General features: G+C 27.7%; 16 protein-coding genes. 9 read left to right on the top strand and 7 right to left on the bottom strand.

Features of this window, described 5'->3' with window-relative positions; translation table 11 throughout:
- Window positions 1-106 precede the first annotated feature (106 nt).
- Both AC2TY9_RS15005 and AC2TY9_RS15000 read left to right on the top strand, forming a co-directional pair.
- A complete protein-coding gene (locus AC2TY9_RS15005) occupies window positions 107-2,227 on the top strand; it encodes a methyl-accepting chemotaxis protein (RefSeq protein WP_489778353.1) in 2,121 nt (706 codons plus the stop codon).
- Between the two features lie 140 nt (window positions 2,228-2,367).
- Window positions 2,368-3,492: a PAS domain-containing sensor histidine kinase gene (locus AC2TY9_RS15000; protein ID WP_489778352.1), complete on the top strand. Its 1,125-nt coding sequence runs from the start codon at window positions 2,368-2,370 to the stop codon at window positions 3,490-3,492.
- Between the two features lie 87 nt (window positions 3,493-3,579).
- On the opposite strand, the gene AC2TY9_RS14995 is transcribed toward AC2TY9_RS15000, so the two are convergent.
- Window positions 3,580-3,888, bottom strand: coding sequence for a F0F1 ATP synthase subunit C (locus AC2TY9_RS14995; protein ID WP_138151211.1), 309 nt, complete (start codon window positions 3,886-3,888; stop codon window positions 3,580-3,582).
- 266 nt (window positions 3,889-4,154) lie between these two features.
- Here AC2TY9_RS14995 and AC2TY9_RS14990 point away from each other — a divergent pair, with 266 nt between their 5' ends.
- A complete protein-coding gene (locus AC2TY9_RS14990) occupies window positions 4,155-6,287 on the top strand; it encodes a hypothetical protein (protein WP_489778351.1) in 2,133 nt (710 codons plus the stop codon).
- 8 nt (window positions 6,288-6,295) lie between these two features.
- Here AC2TY9_RS14990 and AC2TY9_RS14985 read toward each other — a convergent pair whose 3' ends face one another.
- Window positions 6,296-6,997 (bottom strand): rhodanese-like domain-containing protein, encoded by a 702-nt coding sequence (locus AC2TY9_RS14985; protein ID WP_489778350.1) that lies wholly within the window; start codon window positions 6,995-6,997, stop codon window positions 6,296-6,298.
- Between the two features lie 121 nt (window positions 6,998-7,118).
- Here AC2TY9_RS14985 and AC2TY9_RS14980 point away from each other — a divergent pair, with 121 nt between their 5' ends.
- The 6 genes from AC2TY9_RS14980 to AC2TY9_RS14955 all read left to right on the top strand — a co-directional run bounded on the left by AC2TY9_RS14980 (window position 7,119) and on the right by AC2TY9_RS14955 (window position 13,544).
- A complete protein-coding gene (locus AC2TY9_RS14980; protein ID WP_489778348.1) occupies window positions 7,119-7,829 on the top strand; it encodes an SDR family NAD(P)-dependent oxidoreductase in 711 nt (236 codons plus the stop codon).
- Between the two features lie 169 nt (window positions 7,830-7,998).
- Window positions 7,999-9,501, top strand: coding sequence for an ABC transporter substrate-binding protein (locus AC2TY9_RS14975; protein WP_489778347.1), 1,503 nt, complete (start codon window positions 7,999-8,001; stop codon window positions 9,499-9,501).
- 79 nt (window positions 9,502-9,580) lie between these two features.
- Window positions 9,581-10,447, top strand: coding sequence for an ABC transporter permease (locus tag AC2TY9_RS14970; RefSeq protein ID WP_489778345.1), 867 nt, complete (start codon window positions 9,581-9,583; stop codon window positions 10,445-10,447).
- A complete protein-coding gene (locus AC2TY9_RS14965; protein ID WP_489778342.1) occupies window positions 10,440-11,225 on the top strand; it encodes an ABC transporter permease in 786 nt (261 codons plus the stop codon). Before AC2TY9_RS14970 ends, AC2TY9_RS14965 begins: the two co-directional genes overlap by 8 nt.
- The gene (locus tag AC2TY9_RS14960) at window positions 11,225-12,613 is read left to right on the top strand and encodes an ABC transporter ATP-binding protein (protein ID WP_489778341.1); all 1,389 of its coding nucleotides are present in this window, start codon (window positions 11,225-11,227) and stop codon (window positions 12,611-12,613) included. The genes AC2TY9_RS14965 and AC2TY9_RS14960 overlap by 1 nt, the downstream gene beginning before the upstream one ends.
- Window positions 12,614-12,674: 61 nt before the next feature.
- Window positions 12,675-13,544, top strand: coding sequence for a patatin-like phospholipase family protein (locus AC2TY9_RS14955; RefSeq protein ID WP_489778339.1), 870 nt, complete (start codon window positions 12,675-12,677; stop codon window positions 13,542-13,544).
- On the opposite strand, the gene AC2TY9_RS14950 is transcribed toward AC2TY9_RS14955, so the two are convergent.
- The 5 genes from AC2TY9_RS14950 to AC2TY9_RS14930 all read right to left on the bottom strand — a co-directional run bounded on the left by AC2TY9_RS14950 (window position 13,541) and on the right by AC2TY9_RS14930 (window position 18,202).
- A complete protein-coding gene (locus tag AC2TY9_RS14950; protein WP_489778338.1) occupies window positions 13,541-14,737 on the bottom strand; it encodes an APC family permease in 1,197 nt (398 codons plus the stop codon). The two genes, AC2TY9_RS14955 and AC2TY9_RS14950, sit on opposite strands and share 4 nt — an antisense overlap.
- Window positions 14,724-15,629, bottom strand: coding sequence for a DMT family transporter (locus AC2TY9_RS14945; RefSeq protein WP_489778336.1), 906 nt, complete (start codon window positions 15,627-15,629; stop codon window positions 14,724-14,726). The genes AC2TY9_RS14950 and AC2TY9_RS14945 overlap by 14 nt, the downstream gene beginning before the upstream one ends.
- 59 nt (window positions 15,630-15,688) lie before the next feature.
- Window positions 15,689-16,453 (bottom strand): helix-turn-helix transcriptional regulator, encoded by a 765-nt coding sequence (locus tag AC2TY9_RS14940; RefSeq protein ID WP_489778334.1) that lies wholly within the window; start codon window positions 16,451-16,453, stop codon window positions 15,689-15,691.
- Window positions 16,454-16,544: 91 nt separating this feature from the next.
- Complete coding sequence (nhaA, locus tag AC2TY9_RS14935) at window positions 16,545-17,834, bottom strand: Na+/H+ antiporter NhaA (protein ID WP_489778333.1); 1,290 nt, start codon at window positions 17,832-17,834, stop codon at window positions 16,545-16,547.
- Window positions 17,834-18,202 (bottom strand): Fur family transcriptional regulator, encoded by a 369-nt coding sequence (locus AC2TY9_RS14930; protein WP_489778332.1) that lies wholly within the window; start codon window positions 18,200-18,202, stop codon window positions 17,834-17,836. Before AC2TY9_RS14930 ends, nhaA begins: the two co-directional genes overlap by 1 nt.
- Window positions 18,203-18,298: the final 96 nt, after the last annotated feature.

The raw sequence follows: 18,298 nt of genomic DNA, 5'->3' as shown, positions 1-18,298 counted from the left end.
AACAGATTGTTTAATATTTTCCTTAATTAAAATAACTTGAATTAGATAACTTTTAGTTCATTTTGAAAATATATATTTAAAGAAAAGTTTTTTAAGAGGGAATAAGATGAAAACAAAAAGTATCAAAACAAAATTAACAGTGCTTGTTATGTTAAGCATTGTCTGTTCATTTATTTTTTTAGGTTTAAAAAATACTCAAAATGCCTATGCGTTAGAGCATAAACTTATAAAAGAAGAAGAATTAAATTTAGCAAAAAATATTTCTGCTTATTTGGGAAACTATTTTAAGCTAAAACTATTGGTTATGGAAGCTATAGCCAAAGGTTTAATTGTTGAACCTCAAAATCTGACAAATAAAAATATAACTGAAAAATTAAAAATTGGACTTGACGCAAGTGATTCTGCTTTACTTTTTTATGGTTTTGAAAAAGATGGCTACTCTATGTTATCTAATGGCAACTATTTAACTCCACAAAGGGATAACTATGATTCTAGAAAAAGAGGTTGGTATAAAGAAGCCATTGAAAAAGCTGGTTCTGGTGTTACTCTTCCTTATCTTTCTAAATCTTTACAGAAACTTGTTGTATCTTTATATACTCCTTTAAAAAGTGATGGTGAAATAATGGGGGTTTTAGGAAGTGATATTTTACTTGATAGTGTTGTACAGATTGTTACAAGTGCAAAGATTGGTAAAACAGGATATGCATATATAGTAAATGAAGATGGACAAATATTAATCCATAAAGATAAAAAGTTTTTGATGAAAAAAAGCAAATATTTTACAGATATTAAAACAAAAGAAAAAGTTAAATTTGCAGAAGTAAAATATGATAAAAAAGAATATCTTGTTTCTTATAGTAAGATTCCCAATACCACTTGGTATATTTGTGTCAAAGTTGATAAACAAGAGGTTTTTGAAGATGTGAATAAAAATATCATAAATGAAATTTTACTTTATTCTTTTTTACTTGTTTTAGTGCTACTTGTAGTTTATTTTTCTCTAAAAAAAGTGTTATCTCCTTTGCAAACTGTTGAAAAGGGTTTATCAAACTTTTTTAGATATTTAAAAGGTGAAGAGAAAAATATCAATAAATTAAATATCAAAACCAATGATGAATTTGGTTTGATGGGAAAACTCATTGATGAGCAAATGCATTTAGTCTCGCAACAAATAGAAAAAGATAAACTTTTAATTGATGAAGTAAAAAGTGTTGTAAATAGAGTAAAAGAAGGGCATCTTGATATTTGTGTAAAAAAAGACTCAAGCAATAAATCTTTGGAAGAGTTAAAAGAAAATATAAATGAAATGATAGAGTTTATAAGCACAGATGTAAACAAAGATATAAATACAATTTTATCTACGTTAGAAAAGTATTCAAACCTTGACTTTACAATAGATGTTCAAAATGCAAATGGTAAAATTGCCTTAGGTTTAAATAATTTATGTCAAATTATTACAAAAATGTTAAAAGAAAATAAGTTAAATGGATACCAATTAAATGAAAGTTCAAAAAATCTTCTTGCAAATGTTGATATTTTGAATAGGGCATCAAATGAAACAGCTGTATCTTTAGAAGAAACAGCCTCTGCTTTAGAGGAGATTACAAGCACAGTTGTAAGTAATACAAGTAAAATAAGAACAATGCAAGATTATTCAAAAGAATTAACATGTTCAATAGACCAAGGAAAAGAATTAGCTAATTCAACAGTAGAGTCTATGGAAAAAATAAATGAAGAAGCTTTGAGTATTTCAGAAGCAATTACAGTAATTGATCAAATATCATTCCAAACTAATATCTTATCTTTAAACGCAGCAGTAGAGGCTGCAACAGCAGGAGAATCAGGAAAAGGTTTTGCAGTTGTAGCTCAAGAGGTTAGAAATCTAGCTGCAAGAAGTGCCCAAGCAGCAAAAGAGATTAAAGAATTAGTTGAAAAAGCAAAACTAAGAGCTGTTGAGGGGAAAGAAATTTCAGGTAAGATGATCAATGGTTATATTAAAATAAATGAAAATATAGATAAAACAAATGAAATTATAAAAGATATCTCAGATTCCTCTTCTGAACAAAAATTTAGTATAGAACAAATTAATGGTGTAGTTAACACCTTAGATTCTCAAACACAAAATAATGCATCAGTTGCTAATCAAACACAAGAAATAGCAAAACAAACAACTGGCATTGCAAAAAAAATCTTAGATTCTGCAAATGAGAAAAAGTTTATTGAATAGACAAAAAAGCTTAGAAGTTAACCTTCTAAGTTTTTACATTACATAAAAATAACTTAATAGTTTTCATTTACTAGTAGGTCTAATATAAAATATAAGTATTAGTGTTATAATAATCTATTAAAGATGGTGGGATTATAACAATGGAAAAAGATGAAAAAAAATTTATTCAATTAATTAGTGAAATTCCAAATATTGCTGTTCAAGGTTATAATAAAAAAAGGGAAGTGATTTTTTGGAATAAAGCAAGTGAAACAATCTATGGCTACTCAGAAGATGAAGCTATAGGAAAGAAACTTGAAGATTTAATAATTCCTGATTTTATGAGAGATGCAGTTATTAAAGGAATAAATAACTGGTATAAAAATGAAGTTCCAATACCAGCAGAAAAACTACCACTACGTAGAAAAAATGGAACTACTGCATTTGTTTATTCTTCCCATGTAATGTTAAATGAAAACACCAAAGAACCTGAGATGTTTTGTATAGATATAGATTTAACTGATCAAGTGAAAAAAGATGAAGAGTTAAAACAAAAAGATAAAATTTTAGCCTTTCAATCAAAAATGGCTTCATTAGGTGAGATGCTTGATAATATAGCACATCAATGGAGACAACCATTATCTAGTATCTCTGCTTCTGCATCTAGCTTAAAACTTAGAAATACCCTTAATTGTTTGGATGAAGAGAGTTTAACTGATTCAATAGAGTCAATAATTAAAGCAACTGCATATATGTCAAATACTATTGAAGATTTTAGAAACTTTGTTAAAGGAACCCATGAAAAAAAGACTTTTGATTTATATGATATTATAAAATATGCTTTAGAACTTCTTGATGGAACTATAAGAAAAAACGATATTAATATAGTTTTATCTACTACTTATGATGAAATAAAACTAACAAATTTTCCGAATGAACTTGTGCAGGTCTTGATTAATATTATTGGAAATGCAAAAGATGCTTTGATTTTAAATGAGATTAAGAAAAGGTATCTTTTTATTACTATTAAAGAAGAAAATAAAAAAATCTATATAGAATTAAAAGACAATGCAGGTGGTATAAAAGAAGATATTTTACCAAAAATATTTGAACCATATTTTACAACTAAACATAAATCAAGAGGTACAGGTATTGGTTTATATATGACATATAAACTTATAACTGAAAGTATGAATGGTTATATTGATGTTGAAAATAGTTCTTATATATACGAAGATAAAAAGTATACTGGAGCTTCATTTAAAATAATACTTAATTTAGAATAGGTTTAGGTAAATTTTAGGCATAAAAAAAGGTTAGAAGAAAACTTCTAACCTTTCGCAGTTTATATAAAAAATCTGTTAAAAAAGATCTTACATAAATGGGTTTGCATATAATGCGATCATCGCAATAACTAATGCATAAATAACCTGTGCTTCGATCATCGCTAATGCAATGAACATAGTAGTCATTAATTTTCCACCTAATCCTGGGTTTCTAGCAGTTCCAGCGATTGTTGCAGCAGCAGTGTTACCCATACCAATAGCACCACCAAGTGCAGCTAAACCAAGACCAATACCTGCAGCAACTACAGAGTAAGCTTTTAACATTTCACCCGCAGCAGCGTCAGCAGCGAATGCAAAACCAGCGAAAGCTAGCATTAAAAGAACGATTTTTTTCATTCTAGTATCCTTAATTAATATTTTCTACAAAGTCCGTTCGGCTTACGTAACTTAAATTTTACAATTTAAGCAACCAAAACATAAATGCTTTGATTTCCCTACTTATCACTTCGTATTGGCCAGAATTATACACAACTATTATTTAAATTTCCATTAGATTAACAATAATTTACACAATGATTACTAAATGTAACAACATAAAAAAGATAATCAGCTTTTTAATTTTCTTTATGTATAATCGATAGACTTTGACAAGAGAGGACTTTATGAAAAAACTATTTTTGGGACTTACGGCATTTATCTTAATAGTAATTGGTGGGATTTACGGAATCCTTTTTACAAGTGCAGGTAATTCTTTTGTTGCTTCAATGATTGAAAATAAGGTTAATGAAGGGCAAAAAGATGTTAGTATGAAAGTAGATAACTTTAAACTAACTATGAATGATATACTTTTTAAAGCTACTATTGATGATAATTCTACGATAAATGTAGAAGGAGCATTAAATATTTTTGCTCAAAAAGTTGATTTAAAATATGATGTAAATGTAGCAGACTTAGCAAAATTAGAAAATTTAACAAAACAAAAACTAAATGGTTCTTTTTCTACAAATGGTATTGTAAAAGGTGATTCAAAACAAGCTGTAGTAAAAGGGCTTAGTAAAGTTGCTTCAAGTAATACAAGTTATGATATAGAATTAAAAGATTTTAATCCAAGCAATATTTTATTTACTATGAAAGATGCAAAAATTGAAGAGTTACTTTATATGGTAAATCAACCAATTTATGCAAAAGGGATGCTTAATATTGATGCAAATATAAAAAATGCTGATATTGAAAACTTAGATGGTATTGTTACAACTACTGTTTCAAAAGGTATTTTAAATGCAAAAGCTATTAATAAAGAACTAAAAGAAGAACCAAAACTTCCTATTATTTTTACTTCAAAAAGTGTTAGTAATCTTGTAGGAAATGAGATTAATTCAAATATAAATCTTGATAGTACAATTGCAAAACTTGATGTTAAAAAAGCAAATGTAAATATGGAAACATCTGTAATCAAAAGTGATTACAAAGTTTTGGTTAAAGATTTAGCAAAACTAGAAACTTTGATAAATCAAAAACTTAATGGTTCATTTTCAACAAATGGTGATGTTGTAGTAGACAATGGAGTAATTACAGTAAATGGAAACTCTGATATTTTTGCAAGTGATACTAAATATGAGGCAAAAGTTTCTAACTCTAAACCTGAATATGTAAACTTAACAGTAAACAAAGCAAAAATTGAAAACTTATTAAACCTTGTAAATCAACCAAATTTTGCTAATGGACTATTAAATATTGATGCAAAAATAAAAAGTGCAGATCTTAATAATCTTGATGGAAAAGTTTTAACAACTATTTTAGAGGGAAAAGTAAATAATAAAGTAGTAAATAAATCTTTTGAGCAAAACTTAAAAGATGCAATCACTTTTAAAGGTGATGTTGTTACTGATTTAGTAAAAACCCAAGCAATCTCAAAAATTAATTTAGATACTTCACTTACAAATGTAGATATGACTAAAGCAGTATACGATATTGCAAAAGCCGAGTTTACAAGTGATTATACTGTTGATGTACCAGATCTTTCTAAACTTAAAGATATTACACAACAAAAAATGAGAGGAAAAGCTAAAATTGAGGGGAATATTAAACAAGCTCCTGAGCTTTTAAGTGTTGATGGTAAATCTAAACTATTTGGTGGAGATATTGATTTTAATCTTTTAAATGATAACTTTAAAGCAAAAATTGATGGTGTTGAGATTAAAGATTTAACTCATATGTTATATTATCCAGAGATTTTTACTTCAAAATCAAATATTGATGTGGATTACAACCTTGCGACAAAGGTAGGAAAACTTGGTGGTAACTTAATAAAAGGTCAATTTATTAAAAATGAATATTCTGATTTAATCAATGCCTTTGCACAATTTGATTTAACAAAAGAGATTTATGAAAAAGTAGAAATCAAAAGTGATATGAAAAAAGATATTATTAATGCTGTTGTAGATATGACAAGTGAACATACAACCATAAAAGTACCAGCAAGTACAATTAATACAGCAAAAAATAGTATTAGTGCCTTAGTTCAAGCAAAAATTTTAAAATATGAGTTCGATTCAAAAATTTCAGGGAACCTGTCAAATCCAAAGGTAAGTATAGATAAAAAAGCATTTTTAAATAATACTAAAGCGGGTCAAAAAATTAAGAAAAAAACCGATGAACTTAAAAATAAAATTCAAGAGAAATTAGGGGATAAGTTAAAACTTGATCAACTATTTAATAAAGCTCCAAAACAAGAAAAGAAAAAAGCTTCTAGAGAAGAGATAGCTGCAGCTTTTAAAGAGATATTTGGAAACTAAACTAGAGGCTATTTCATAGCCTCTATATTTTTTGTAAGAGTTAAAGAAACTCCTACCCATGATGAAATACCACCTCTATACCACAAGATTTTTTTCTTAGGGTAACCTAGTCTAACCAATCTATCAATTGCCCTTGGTGATTGTGCACACCATGAACCATTACAAAAAAACATCACTGTTTTAGCATCAGAAAAATCATATTTTTTATTTTTTAATCTAACACCCAAAAGTTTGTATGCTCTTTTATATTCTTCTTTAAAATCCTCATCAAATTTAAATTCATCATAAGGAATATTTACAGAACTTGGAATTGTTCCCATATCAAACCAGTCACTTCTTCTAGTATCAACTAATATATATTTATTAGGTTCTTTCATTGTTTTTTCTTGAATAAACTCTAAGACTTCTAATTCCCCAACAGTTTTAATTCCTTCATATAAAGTAAAAGGTTGGATAACACCTTTTGTTGTAATAAATGTTTTCTTGCATTGTAAGGGGATGTTCTTTGAAGCAATATTACCACTTTGAAAGTTTTCAGGTGTGATACCAAACTGGGAACAAACAAGAGGATCTTCCCTTTCAATTCTTATACTTTCTTTCTTACCATTTGAGTATGTATGTACAACATCAACACCTTTAATTGGTAAAATCATAGGGTTTATGGCAAATAAAAAAGAAAAACTAAAAATCATAGAAATAAATAACTTCATGTAAAACTCCTAAATAGTTTATAATAAAACATTACAGCAAAAATCATAAATTTGTCATTTAAATTTAGTTATAATTTTTTAAAACCAAAAAACAACTTTGTTGTATTAAAAAAGGAAAATTATGTTGAATAGAGTATTAGTTACAGGTGGAAATAAAGGAATTGGTCTTGAAGTTGTAAAAAAATTTCTTGAAGTTGATTTCGAAGTAATTGCAGTTGGAAGAGATTTTTCAAATTTTCCCCAAGAATTAAAAGATAATGAAAAAGTAAAAACTATTGAATATGATTTATCAAATCTTGATGGTCTTAAAGATTTGGCAAAAGAGGTTGGTGAAATTGATGTTTTAATCAACAATGCGGGATATATGCAACCAAAATATACTTATGATAACTATCCTTTAGAAGCAAAAGAACATATCATGAATGTAGATTTATATGCACCAGTTGAACTTATGACTATCTTTTCTGAAGGTATGAAAGAAAGAGGATATGGAAAGATTGTAAATACTGCTTCAATTGCTGGTCAAATAGGTCATCCTGATATTTGGTATGGTATTGCCAAAGCTGGACTTATAAATGCAACAAAAATATTTGCAAAACTTTTAGGAACTAATGGTATTACTGTAAATTGTATAGCACCAAGTCCTGTTGAAACTGATATGCAAAAAGATAATTCAGAAGAAAGAAAAGCAGAATTTAAAAAAGCAGTTCCTTCTGGAAGATTTGCAGAACCAGATGAAGCTGCAGAGGTTATTTTTTGGTTAGGTACTGATTGTCCAGAGTATGTAAATGGTACAACTATGGATTTTAATAATGCTTCTTATGTAAGATAGATAATAAGTCAAGTTAGAGATTCATTTGATAAAAAAGCTTTCTTAGTTTTATAATAAAAGCAACTAAGTTGCATATAAGCGGAAATATATATAATTCCACTTCTGCAACAAGGTTGCATTTTTTAGAATCATTTAATGATTTTAATTATTACAATTAAGAAGGATAGGTATGACAATGAAATTTTTTAAAGGGGTACTTGTATTAAGTACATTATTTGTATTTGCATTTGCAAAAGAATTAAAGGTTATAGGACCTTGGGAAATATCTGGGATTGAACCAAGCCAATCAGGGTATATTTTTTCAAGAATGCAAGTTGCCGAAACATTGGTAACTATTGATGATAAAGGTGAATTAATACCATCTCTAGCAAAGAAATGGAGTGTTTCAGAGGATGGTTTAGTTTGGAAGTTTGAAATAAAAGATAATATAAAGTTTCAAGATGGAACTTTATTAGATGCAAAAATTGTTGCTTTTAATTTAAATAGGGATGAGGTACTTAAAAAAAGTGTATTAAGGTATTTACCATTAAAAACAATTGAGGCTAAAGATAACTCTATAATAATCAAACTTGATACACAGTTTAGTTCACTTCCTGCATATTTGGCTCATTACAGTACAATTATTATTTCAAAAAATTCTTTTGCTTCAAATGGAAAAGTTGGAAAAATCATAGGAACTGGAGCATATAAAATAAAAAATATAACTGCGCCATTAAGTATAAAACTTACTAGAAATGAAAATTGGTGGCAGGGCAAAGCAAATATCAAAGATATTTCTTATTTAGCAGTTGGAAAGGGTGAAACAAGATCACTAATGATAAAAAGTAAAGAAACTGATATTGCATATTCTATTTTACCAGTTTCACTTAAGTCATTAAAGAAAAATCCAAACTTTGATATTCAAATTGTTTCAATACCAAGAACTAGAATGTTAAAAGTTAATTCAGGCTCAGAGTTTTTTAATACTTCAAAATTAAGAGAAGCTATTAGCTTAGCAATACAAAGAAAAGCTATTGCAAAAGCAATACTGAAAAATGAAAACTTAGCGGCTACACAATTATTTCCACAATCTTTAAACCTTTGGCATAATAAAGAGCTTGCTCCTTTAGAAACAAATATCCAAAAAGCAAATGAAATTTTAGAAAATAATGGATGGAAATTAGCAAATGATGGATTTAGATATAAAGATGGTAAAAAATTCGAAATCACTTTAAATACATATCCTTCATGGCCTGAACTTCCTATAATCTCAACAGCAATTCAATCTCAATTAAAAAAAATAGGTATAGATGTAAAAGTTTTAGTTGGAAGCTATACTGAGATAATTAGAAAGCATAAAGATAATACTTTACATTTAGCACTTATATCAAGAAACTTTGCATTAGTGCCAAATCCTCTTGGAACTTTACTTCAAGATTATGGAAAAGGAGGTGCAAATTGGGGTGCAATGAATTGGGAGAATGAAACTATGTTTCATTATTTGGATGAATTGAAAAAATCAGAAAAACCTGAACTTCAATTTAAAATAACTAAGCTTTTACAAGAAGAGCTTCCTTCTATCCCTGTTGCTTGGTCTGAAATGGCAGTTGTTTCGAGCAAAAAAGTTCAAAACCTAAAACTAGATCCCTTTGAATTGAACTACTTTTTATCTGATGTAAAGTGGGTTGAATAATTACATGTTGAAAATTTTATCTTCTAGAATACTACAAATTTTTACTTTGGCAATATTTTTAAATACGGTTTGTTTTATTATGATTCATGTTTTGCCAGGAAACCATGCAATGAGAATTGCAGCAGGAAGATATGGCCCTGATGGAATGACAGCTGAAATTGCTGAAAGTGTTGCAGTAGAATTAGGTCTTCATAGACCACTTTATGAACAATATTTTGATTCACTTTTTCAACTTTTTTCTTTTGATTTAGGTTATTCATTGGTTAGTGGCGAAAAGATTATCCATGAATTACAAACACAGTTAGGTTATTCTTTATATTTAGCATTATTTGCCTTTGTTCTAAGTTTAGTTATAGCCTTCCCTTTAGGTATTTATTCAGGGGCTAAAAAAGATGGTTTTATAGATAAAGTAAGTTTATATTTTTCTATTTTATTTAAAGCTATTCCTCCATTTATTTTAGCCTTATTATTAATTCTTGTTTTTAGTGTACAATTGAATATTTTACCTCCAGCTGGTTTTGATGATTGGACATATTTGATTCTACCTGCTTTAACCCTTGCCCTTGGATTAGCTGCTGTTTCAAATAGACTTATAAAAGAATCTATGAATGAAGTATCAAACTCAACATATTTTACATATGGAAAATACAAAGGTCTTTCTAATATAGTTTTAATGAAAAGACATGGTATAAAAAATGCTTTTATTCCAGTTTTATCATTCCTTGGAGTTCAGTCTATTTATTTAATTGAGGGTGTTGTAATTGTTGAATCAATTTTTGCTTTTCCTGGAATTGGACATGCTTTAGTTCATGCAATTATCGCTAGGGATGTACCTATGATTCAAGGTACAGTTTTAATAATGGGGATAAGCTTTGTATTTATAAATCTATTTGCAGATATTTTATCAAGAGTATTAGATCCAAGATTAGGAGCTAAACATGAATAAAAGTCTAAACTCAAAATATATAGGTTACATCCTTTTAGGTTTTTTATTTTTATTTGCAATATTAGTACCTTTTTTAACAGGAATTGATCCCCATGAACAAGATTTAATGAAAAGTTTTGCAAAAATCAGTTCTTCAAATTTATTGGGGTCTGATCATTATGGAAGGGATATGTTAACAAGGCTTGCTTATGCAGTTCAATTATCTTTTTTCCTAAGTTTTATCACTATGTTAACATCAGCTATTCCTGGTGTTTTGTTAGGAATTCTAGCTGCATATAAAGGTGGTATTATTGAAAAGATTTTAGTAGTTATCTCTGATATTATTCTAGCCCTGCCTGGATTACTTTTAGTTTTAGTTTTTATTGCTTTTTCACCAGGAAATTTCTTATTTTTATATTTAGGATTATCTTTATCTTTATGGGTTGAATTTTTTAGAGTAAGTAGAGCAAAAACAAAATCTATTTTAGTTGAACCTTATATTGAATCAACAAAACTTTTAGGTTTTTCTTCTTTTTATATTTTAAAAAAGCAAATTCTTCCTAGTTTATATCCTAGTATTTTAACCTTGAGTACTTTTGCTATGAGTACAGCAATTGTTGCTATTTCAACTTTAAGTGCTTTAAATGTAGGGATTAGACCACCAACTGCTGAACTTGGAAGTATGATTGTTGAACTTATGCCTTATTTTGATGAAGAACCATTTTTAATATTCTTACCATCTTTTTTTATTTTTTTATTGGTTTTATCACTTCAATTAATATCTAAAAAGGAACACTAATGTATAAAAAGCTAGAAATTAAGAATTTAACTATTTCATCAAATGATTCTATATTAGTAAAAGATATAAATTTAAGTGTAGAAGAAGGTGTTCCTTTGGTTCTTTTAGGGGAGTCTGGTTCTGGAAAATCTTTAATTATCGACTCAATTATGGGAAGTTTAAGTCCTAACTTAAAAGTTGAAGGTGAAATATTTTTAGATAAAAAAGATTTATTAAAATTATCATATAAAGATAAAAGAAAAATGTGGGGGAAGGATATAGCATTACTCCCTCAAGAACCTTGGAGGGCTTTAGACCCAACTATGAAGATAGTTGAGCAAGTTAGTGAAGTTCATGAATATATTCACAATGATAAAAAAAATGCTAGAAAAAAAGCATTAAATGATTTAGATGATGTTGTTTTAAAAGAGTTTAGCAATTCATACCCTTTTGAAATTTCAGGTGGAATGTGTCAAAGAACAACCATAGCAATTACACATGCTTTTAATTCACAATTGCTTTTAGCTGATGAACCAACAAAAGGGCTTGATAAAGAGTTATGTATAAATGTTGCAAATAGATTAAATAAAGAACTTGAACAAAATAGACTCCTTTTTGTAATTACTCATGATTTAGATATTGCAAAAAATATAAAAGGAAATTTAGGTGTAATTGTTGATGGAAGGCTAATAGAGTATGGAAAAACAGAAGAACTTTTTTCAAATCCAAAGCATACATATACAAAAAGACTTTTTAAAAGTCAAAGTTCATTATGGGATATAGAAAAATCTAATAATATAAGTGATGAAGTGATTAAAATAAAAAATCTATCTAAACAATATTCAGATAATAAACTTTTTGAAGATTTGAATTTTACTTTGAAAAAAGGTGAGATTACTTCAATTGTTGGAAGAAGTGGAAGTGGAAAAAGTACTTTAGGGGATATAATTCTTGGTTTAAAAAATCCAACTGCTGGCAAAATAATAAAATCTAAGGGGTTAATTAATCTAAAACTTCAAAAAATCTACCAACAACCACCAAGTGCATTTTTACCTAATCAAATTTTAAAAGAAGGGTTTGAAGATTTAGTAAAACTTCATAATCTTTCTATGAATAAAGTATATGAGCTTTTTGAAAAAGTAAATTTAGAAAAAGAGTTATTATATAGAAAACCAGATGAGGTATCAGGTGGACAACTTCAAAGAATGGCGATTGTAAAAGTTTTACTTTTAAAACCAGCATTTATCTTTGCTGATGAAGCTACTTCAAGGCTTGATTCAATAAGTCAACAGGAAGTTATATACTTGTTAGTTAATATTGTAAAAGAAGAAAACTTATCATTGCTTTTAGTAACCCATGATTTAGAAATGGCTCAAAAAGTTTCTAATCAGATTATTTATCTAAAGTAAATAATTTCATTCAAGAACAAGTTTAAAACGATATAGTATTTAAAACACTAAAAGGTTTTGAATGGAAAATAAAAAAACTGTATCTCTTGTTCTTGGTAGTGGAGGAGCTAGAGGCTATGCCCATATTGGTGTTATAAAAGAGCTTGAAGCTCAAGGATATGAAATAAAATCAATTGCAGGTTCATCAATCGGAGCATTAATTGGTGGACTTTATGCAGCAGGTAAACTTGAAGAGTATGAGCAGTGGGTAAAAAATTTTAATGTTTTAGATATTTTAAAACTTGTAGACTTTACTTTTTCGAAAGATGGGATGATAAATGGTGAAAAAGTATTTTTAAAAATTGAAGAGATGATCGGTAGTGCAAATATTGAAGATTTGGATATTTCATTTACAGCAACAGCAACTGATATTTTAAATAGAAAAGAAGTGTGGCTTCAAAGAGGGTGTTTAAAAGATGCAATTCGTGCTTCAATTGCTATTCCAACCCTTTTTACACCTAAGCAATTAAATGGAAAAACTCTTTTTGACGGAGGGATTTTAAACCCTGTACCAATTGTCCCAACTATTTCAGAATTTACAGATTTAATTGTTGCAGTAAATTTAAATGATGATATTGAGATAAAAGAGGAACACAAAAAACTTTTGGAAAAAGAGAAAAACAAACTCCATCAAACAGTAATTGATTTTTTCCAAAAAAATATAAAGAAAAAAGAGAGTTTAAGTTATTTCCAATTAATAAATAAATCTATTGAAACTATGCAAGAGGTAATAGCCAGACATCAACTAGCTTCCCATAAACCTGATATTATGGTAAATATATCCTCAAAAGCTTGTGAGTTTTATGATTTTCATAAGGCTGATGAAATGATAAAATATGGACAAGCTATTACAAAAGAGATATTAGAAAAAAAAGCAAAAAAGAGGTCTTAAGCTTTTTTTCTTAAATAAGTATAAATAAATAAAGCAATAATTACAAACAGAATAAAAATATTTGAGAATAGTAAAATGATAAAAAATAAGAAAGCTAATAGCATAGCACTATTTCTCAAAAAACCTTTTTCAAAAAGTATTATTGCAGTTATTAAACCGATTAATGCATTTGAGATAAAAAATGCATCAGAAAAAGCTACTAGATTATCTAAGGTAAGATAACCCATATAAACTAAAACTAAAGTGATAATATAGAGTATTGAAAGGAAATTTAAAGCTCCAATTGGAACTTTCTTTTTAGTTACTCTTGAAGTATATTTTGTGAAGTTTAGTGAAGAGATTAGTCTAGAAACTCCTCCAACAAAAAGAATTAGTGTTCCAATACATAAAATTACAGATACACTAGCAAGTATAAAGTTTGAACTATTTCCAAAAATAGGAATAATTAACCATACAAGTTTAAACTCCTCATCTTTTGGAAATTCTCCAAAACATATGGCAAGAATTATTAAAACATAAACTGTTGAGATAATAATTGCTGAGACTTTTACTGCGTTTGTTAGTGTTTTAGTATCATCAACATCTTGAGAATAGTTTCCAATAACTTCCCAACCAACTATTGACCAAAATACAATTAACAAAGAATAGCCATACTCTTTTATAGAAATACTTGGGATACTTAAACTAAAATGTTCTACATTTAAAAGGATAAAAATACTTGAAACAAAGAATATTATTGTAATAGCTGAACTAACTATTAACATCAATTTTCCTAAAAAACCTATTCTAATAAGCAAGGCTAAATAGGTGATTATATAAATAAAAAAGCCTAAAAGCTCTATTGAAATATTAGGAAAATAGGGCATTAAAAATTTTGCAGCAATTATTAAAACTGCAACTGGACCAAAAAAAACTGCACATATTAGATAAAAGGAGGTTAGTATTTGGTACTTTTTACCCATAGCTTCTTTTGTTGCTAGTGAGACTCCTCCATCTCCTGGGAATAAGATTGAGAGTTTCCCAAAAGTAAGAGCAAATAAAAAACCTAATACTAAAATAGCTCCCCATGTAAATATAGAGGCATTTCCAATCATATTATACAAAAGTGCGGGAAGTAAAATAACACCTGAACCTAAAATTGGCCCTATGATAAGACCTGAAAGAGTTAATGTATTTAATTTATTTTGATTCAATCTTCTTCTTTTTTAATATTTTTATATTATTTAAAACTTTAACGGCTATTATAGTTAAAATTGTCCCAAAAATAATTGAAAAACTAATATTTTCTTCAAGAAAAATTGCACTTAATGAAATAGCTGCAAAAGGAACTAAAAATACAAAAGAACTAACTTCACTAGCTCCTAGTTTTTCAATACCTAAAAAATAAATAGTATTTGCAAAGGTTGAAGCTAAAATTGAGATAGACAACATATTTATCCAAAAAATTGAATCAAGTTTCGAGTACTCAATTGTACTTAAATCAACGAAAAATAAAAGATTTAAAACTGATGTCACAACATACATATGAAAGGTAAAAGTTATAGGTGATATTTTTATTGCCTTTGAACTAAGAATAGTAATAATTGGCCAAAATATAGAAGCTATAATAAAATACAAATTGTATGTAACAAAGATTTTCTCACTATCAAATGTCCAAACATGAAGTATTGTCATAACACCAATTGCACCAAGACCTAAAGCAAAAGCATCTTTTTTTGTAACTGTTTTTGCTTTTAATAAAGCCATCATTATAAAGGTGTTTATTGGAATTAAACTAGTTACTAGTGACCCACCTAATGATGCAGTTCCAAGTTTTACTCCTAAATAAAAATATTTCATATAGGCAATTAAAGCTATTGAAGTAATAGTTACTAATATAAAGTTTCTAAGACTAATTTTAAATGACTTTTTTAAAATTATCATAAGTGGAACCATTGAGATAGCTGTAATTATATATCTAAAAGTCATAGTTTCAAATTCATCCATATAAAGACCTAAAAACTTAACATTAACCCATGAACCACCCCAACAAACCATTGCAAAAAATAGTAGGATGTAAAATATATTTTTATTTGATTCTGTCATAATATCTCTTTTTATTGGAAGTTTAATAAAAAAATAGTAATTTGTATAGAATAAAATTGCTACATAAGTAGCTTAGATGGAGTATAACCGTATAACTTTTTAAAGTTTCTTGTAAAATGAGATTGGTCATTAAAACCAACTTCTAAACTAGCTTCTGTGATATTTTTACCACTTAAAATTAAATTATGAGCTTTATTTATTCTTTGGTTGATTATAAAATTGTGAGGTGTTTGTCCAAACTCTTTTTTAAACATTCTTAGAAAATGGAATTTACTTAAAGAAGAATTTTGTGCTAACTCATCAAGGGTAAAATTCATATCAAGGGAATCTTTTATATATTCATAAGTTAACTTTACAATTTTTTTATCATCAAATATGTTGTCTATATTTTTATGATAAGAGGTGTAATTTATAACTAAATAAGTTAAGGCTTCATGTAGTTTTGTTTCTATATCCAATTCGTCAAATCTATTAAAATATGATATAAAAAAATAATGAAGTTTTGAAAAAAGTATTTCATCTTTTATAATATGATTTAAAAAATAAGGAACTCTTTTTTCTCCATAAATATCTTCATAAATTGAACTTACTAATTCAATAGTTGGATAAAAGTTTGCATGACTCCAAGATTTAGAAGCACCACCATGAATATCCCCTGGATTATTTAATCTAACTGATTTTTGATAGAAGTAAAAATCTTTATTTAAACTATTTGATTTAAAAAAACCATCATATGTTATACCCAAAGTATAAGTATCATGAAAATGTTTTGAAAAGTCTTTATTAAGTGTTTTGATATTTTCAAATGAAATATTTTTTAACATTTTATTCATAATAAATTATATCTAAATGGAAAGGTGAAAAATAGAACAAAATTGCTTATTCTTAGATTTATAAAAAAAGTATAAGAAAAATCTATACTTTTTTTATAGTAAGTAGAAGTACTACACCAATAACTGCAGCAATAAATGAAGCTACAAAAACTCCTAATTTAACTGCTGCAATTATACCTTCATCAATGAAAGCTAAGTGAGTGATGAAAATAGACATTGTAAATCCAATACCAGCAATAAAACCAACTGCAATAATCTCTTTCCATGAAATATCATCTGGCTTTTTTACTATCTTAAATTTTGTTGCAAGATAAGTTAATCCTACAATCCCTATAGGTTTACCTACAATTAAACCTAATACAACCCCTAAAACAATCATTAAATTTGCATTTACTGTTGAAAAATCAATTATTACTCCTGCATTTGAAAATGCAAATAAAGGCATGATAAAAAATGCAGATAAACCATGTAATCCATGCTCAAGTCTTACAAGGGGATTTTGTACTTTTTCATAGTTGTGTGCTATATGGTCAAGGTTATGTATTTGTTCATCATTTAAAACAGGGAAATCTTCTTCCATATTTTCTTCAAATTTATGTATATCTTTTTTAGTTTTTTTGATAAACTTTTTCTGATCAATTTTTGCTTTAATTGGAATAGTAAAGGCTAATAATACCCCTGCAATTGTTGCATGAATACCAATTGCATGAACATAAATCCATAAAGCTATTCCTAAAATAAGATAAGGGGTTAAAGCTGTAACTTTAAGTTTATTAAGGGAAACTAAAAGAGCCATAATTAATATAACATGTACAAAATATTCAGAGTGTATTTCACTTGTATAAACTGTTGCAACAACAAATATAGCACCTAAATCATCCACTACAGCTAAGGCAACTAAAAATACTTTTAATGCTGGGTTAACTTTATTTCCAAGTAACATCAAAATACCTAAGGCAAAAGCAATATCTGTTGCCATAGGAATACCAAACCCTAATGGATTAGATGGATTTAAACTCACATAAATAAGTGCGGGGATTATCATACCGCCAACTGCTGCAATAATAGGAAATGTAGCTTTATTTATTGTTGAGAGTTCACCAACTAACATCTCTCTTTTAATCTCAAGACCAACCATTAAAAAGAATAATGCCATAAGACCATCATCAATCCAATAGGTTAAAGTCATAGAAACACTCATCTCCCCTAGATTTACTCCAAGGGGCAAATGCCATAGGTCATAATAATATTGTCCTAAACTTGAATTTGCAATAATAACAGCTAAAATGGTTGCAACAAAAAGTAAAATACCACTTAGGGCTTCTTTATTAATAAATTTTTCAAAGTTAGTTAATATAGCAGGTTTAATCATTAGAGCCCTTGGTCCTTACACTTAGGGCAAATTCCCTTTATAATAATATTGTCAATCTCATAATCTGGAAGATTTATTTCAAGTTTTTCATGTATACATTCAATTTTTGAACATGTATTACAAATAAAATGGGAATGTTTTTTATTTTTTATTTCGTAATATCTTTTTTTATCATTTGATTCAAAAGCATTTATTATACCTTCTTCTTCAAATTTTATAATATTTCTATAGAAAGTAGCTTTATCCATTGCTAGGTTATTTTTAACCTCTTCATAACAAAGTGGCTTATTGTATGAATAAAGCAGTTCTAAAATTGCTTTTCTTGCTGTTGTAAGTTTTATGTTTTTTGATATGTTTTCTAAATTCATATTCTATTATATCAACTTGAATTTAAAATAATATTTGAAAAGTCAATTTTAAGTATGCAATTAAGTTGCATTTAAACAATTGGTGGTAAAATTCGA

It is taken from the genome of Arcobacter sp. ISO1 (assembly GCF_058105185.1).
The sequence above is the reverse complement of the archived record's forward strand: the minus strand, read 5'-3'. Positions and strand labels throughout refer to the sequence as shown.

Excerpts from the sequence above, each read along its gene's own strand:
- AC2TY9_RS15005 (WP_489778353.1), top strand. The coding sequence starts at position 107 with ATGAAAACAAAAAGTATCAAAACAAAATTAACAGTGCTTGTTATGTTA.
- AC2TY9_RS15000 (WP_489778352.1), top strand. The coding sequence starts at position 2,368 with ATGGAAAAAGATGAAAAAAAATTTATTCAATTAATTAGTGAAATTCCA.
- AC2TY9_RS14995 (WP_138151211.1), bottom strand. The coding sequence starts at position 3,888 with ATGAAAAAAATCGTTCTTTTAATGCTAGCTTTCGCTGGTTTTGCATTC.
- AC2TY9_RS14990 (WP_489778351.1), top strand. The coding sequence starts at position 4,155 with ATGAAAAAACTATTTTTGGGACTTACGGCATTTATCTTAATAGTAATT.
- AC2TY9_RS14985 (WP_489778350.1), bottom strand. The coding sequence starts at position 6,997 with ATGAAGTTATTTATTTCTATGATTTTTAGTTTTTCTTTTTTATTTGCC.
- AC2TY9_RS14980 (WP_489778348.1), top strand. The coding sequence starts at position 7,119 with ATGTTGAATAGAGTATTAGTTACAGGTGGAAATAAAGGAATTGGTCTT.
- AC2TY9_RS14975 (WP_489778347.1), top strand. The coding sequence starts at position 7,999 with ATGACAATGAAATTTTTTAAAGGGGTACTTGTATTAAGTACATTATTT.
- AC2TY9_RS14970 (WP_489778345.1), top strand. The coding sequence starts at position 9,581 with ATGATTCATGTTTTGCCAGGAAACCATGCAATGAGAATTGCAGCAGGA.
- AC2TY9_RS14965 (WP_489778342.1), top strand. The coding sequence starts at position 10,440 with ATGAATAAAAGTCTAAACTCAAAATATATAGGTTACATCCTTTTAGGT.
- AC2TY9_RS14960 (WP_489778341.1), top strand. The coding sequence starts at position 11,225 with ATGTATAAAAAGCTAGAAATTAAGAATTTAACTATTTCATCAAATGAT.
- AC2TY9_RS14955 (WP_489778339.1), top strand. The coding sequence starts at position 12,675 with ATGGAAAATAAAAAAACTGTATCTCTTGTTCTTGGTAGTGGAGGAGCT.
- AC2TY9_RS14945 (WP_489778336.1), bottom strand. The coding sequence starts at position 15,629 with ATGACAGAATCAAATAAAAATATATTTTACATCCTACTATTTTTTGCA.
- AC2TY9_RS14940 (WP_489778334.1), bottom strand. The coding sequence starts at position 16,453 with ATGTTAAAAAATATTTCATTTGAAAATATCAAAACACTTAATAAAGAC.
- nhaA (WP_489778333.1), bottom strand. The coding sequence starts at position 17,834 with ATGATTAAACCTGCTATATTAACTAACTTTGAAAAATTTATTAATAAA.
- AC2TY9_RS14930 (WP_489778332.1), bottom strand. The coding sequence starts at position 18,202 with ATGAATTTAGAAAACATATCAAAAAACATAAAACTTACAACAGCAAGA.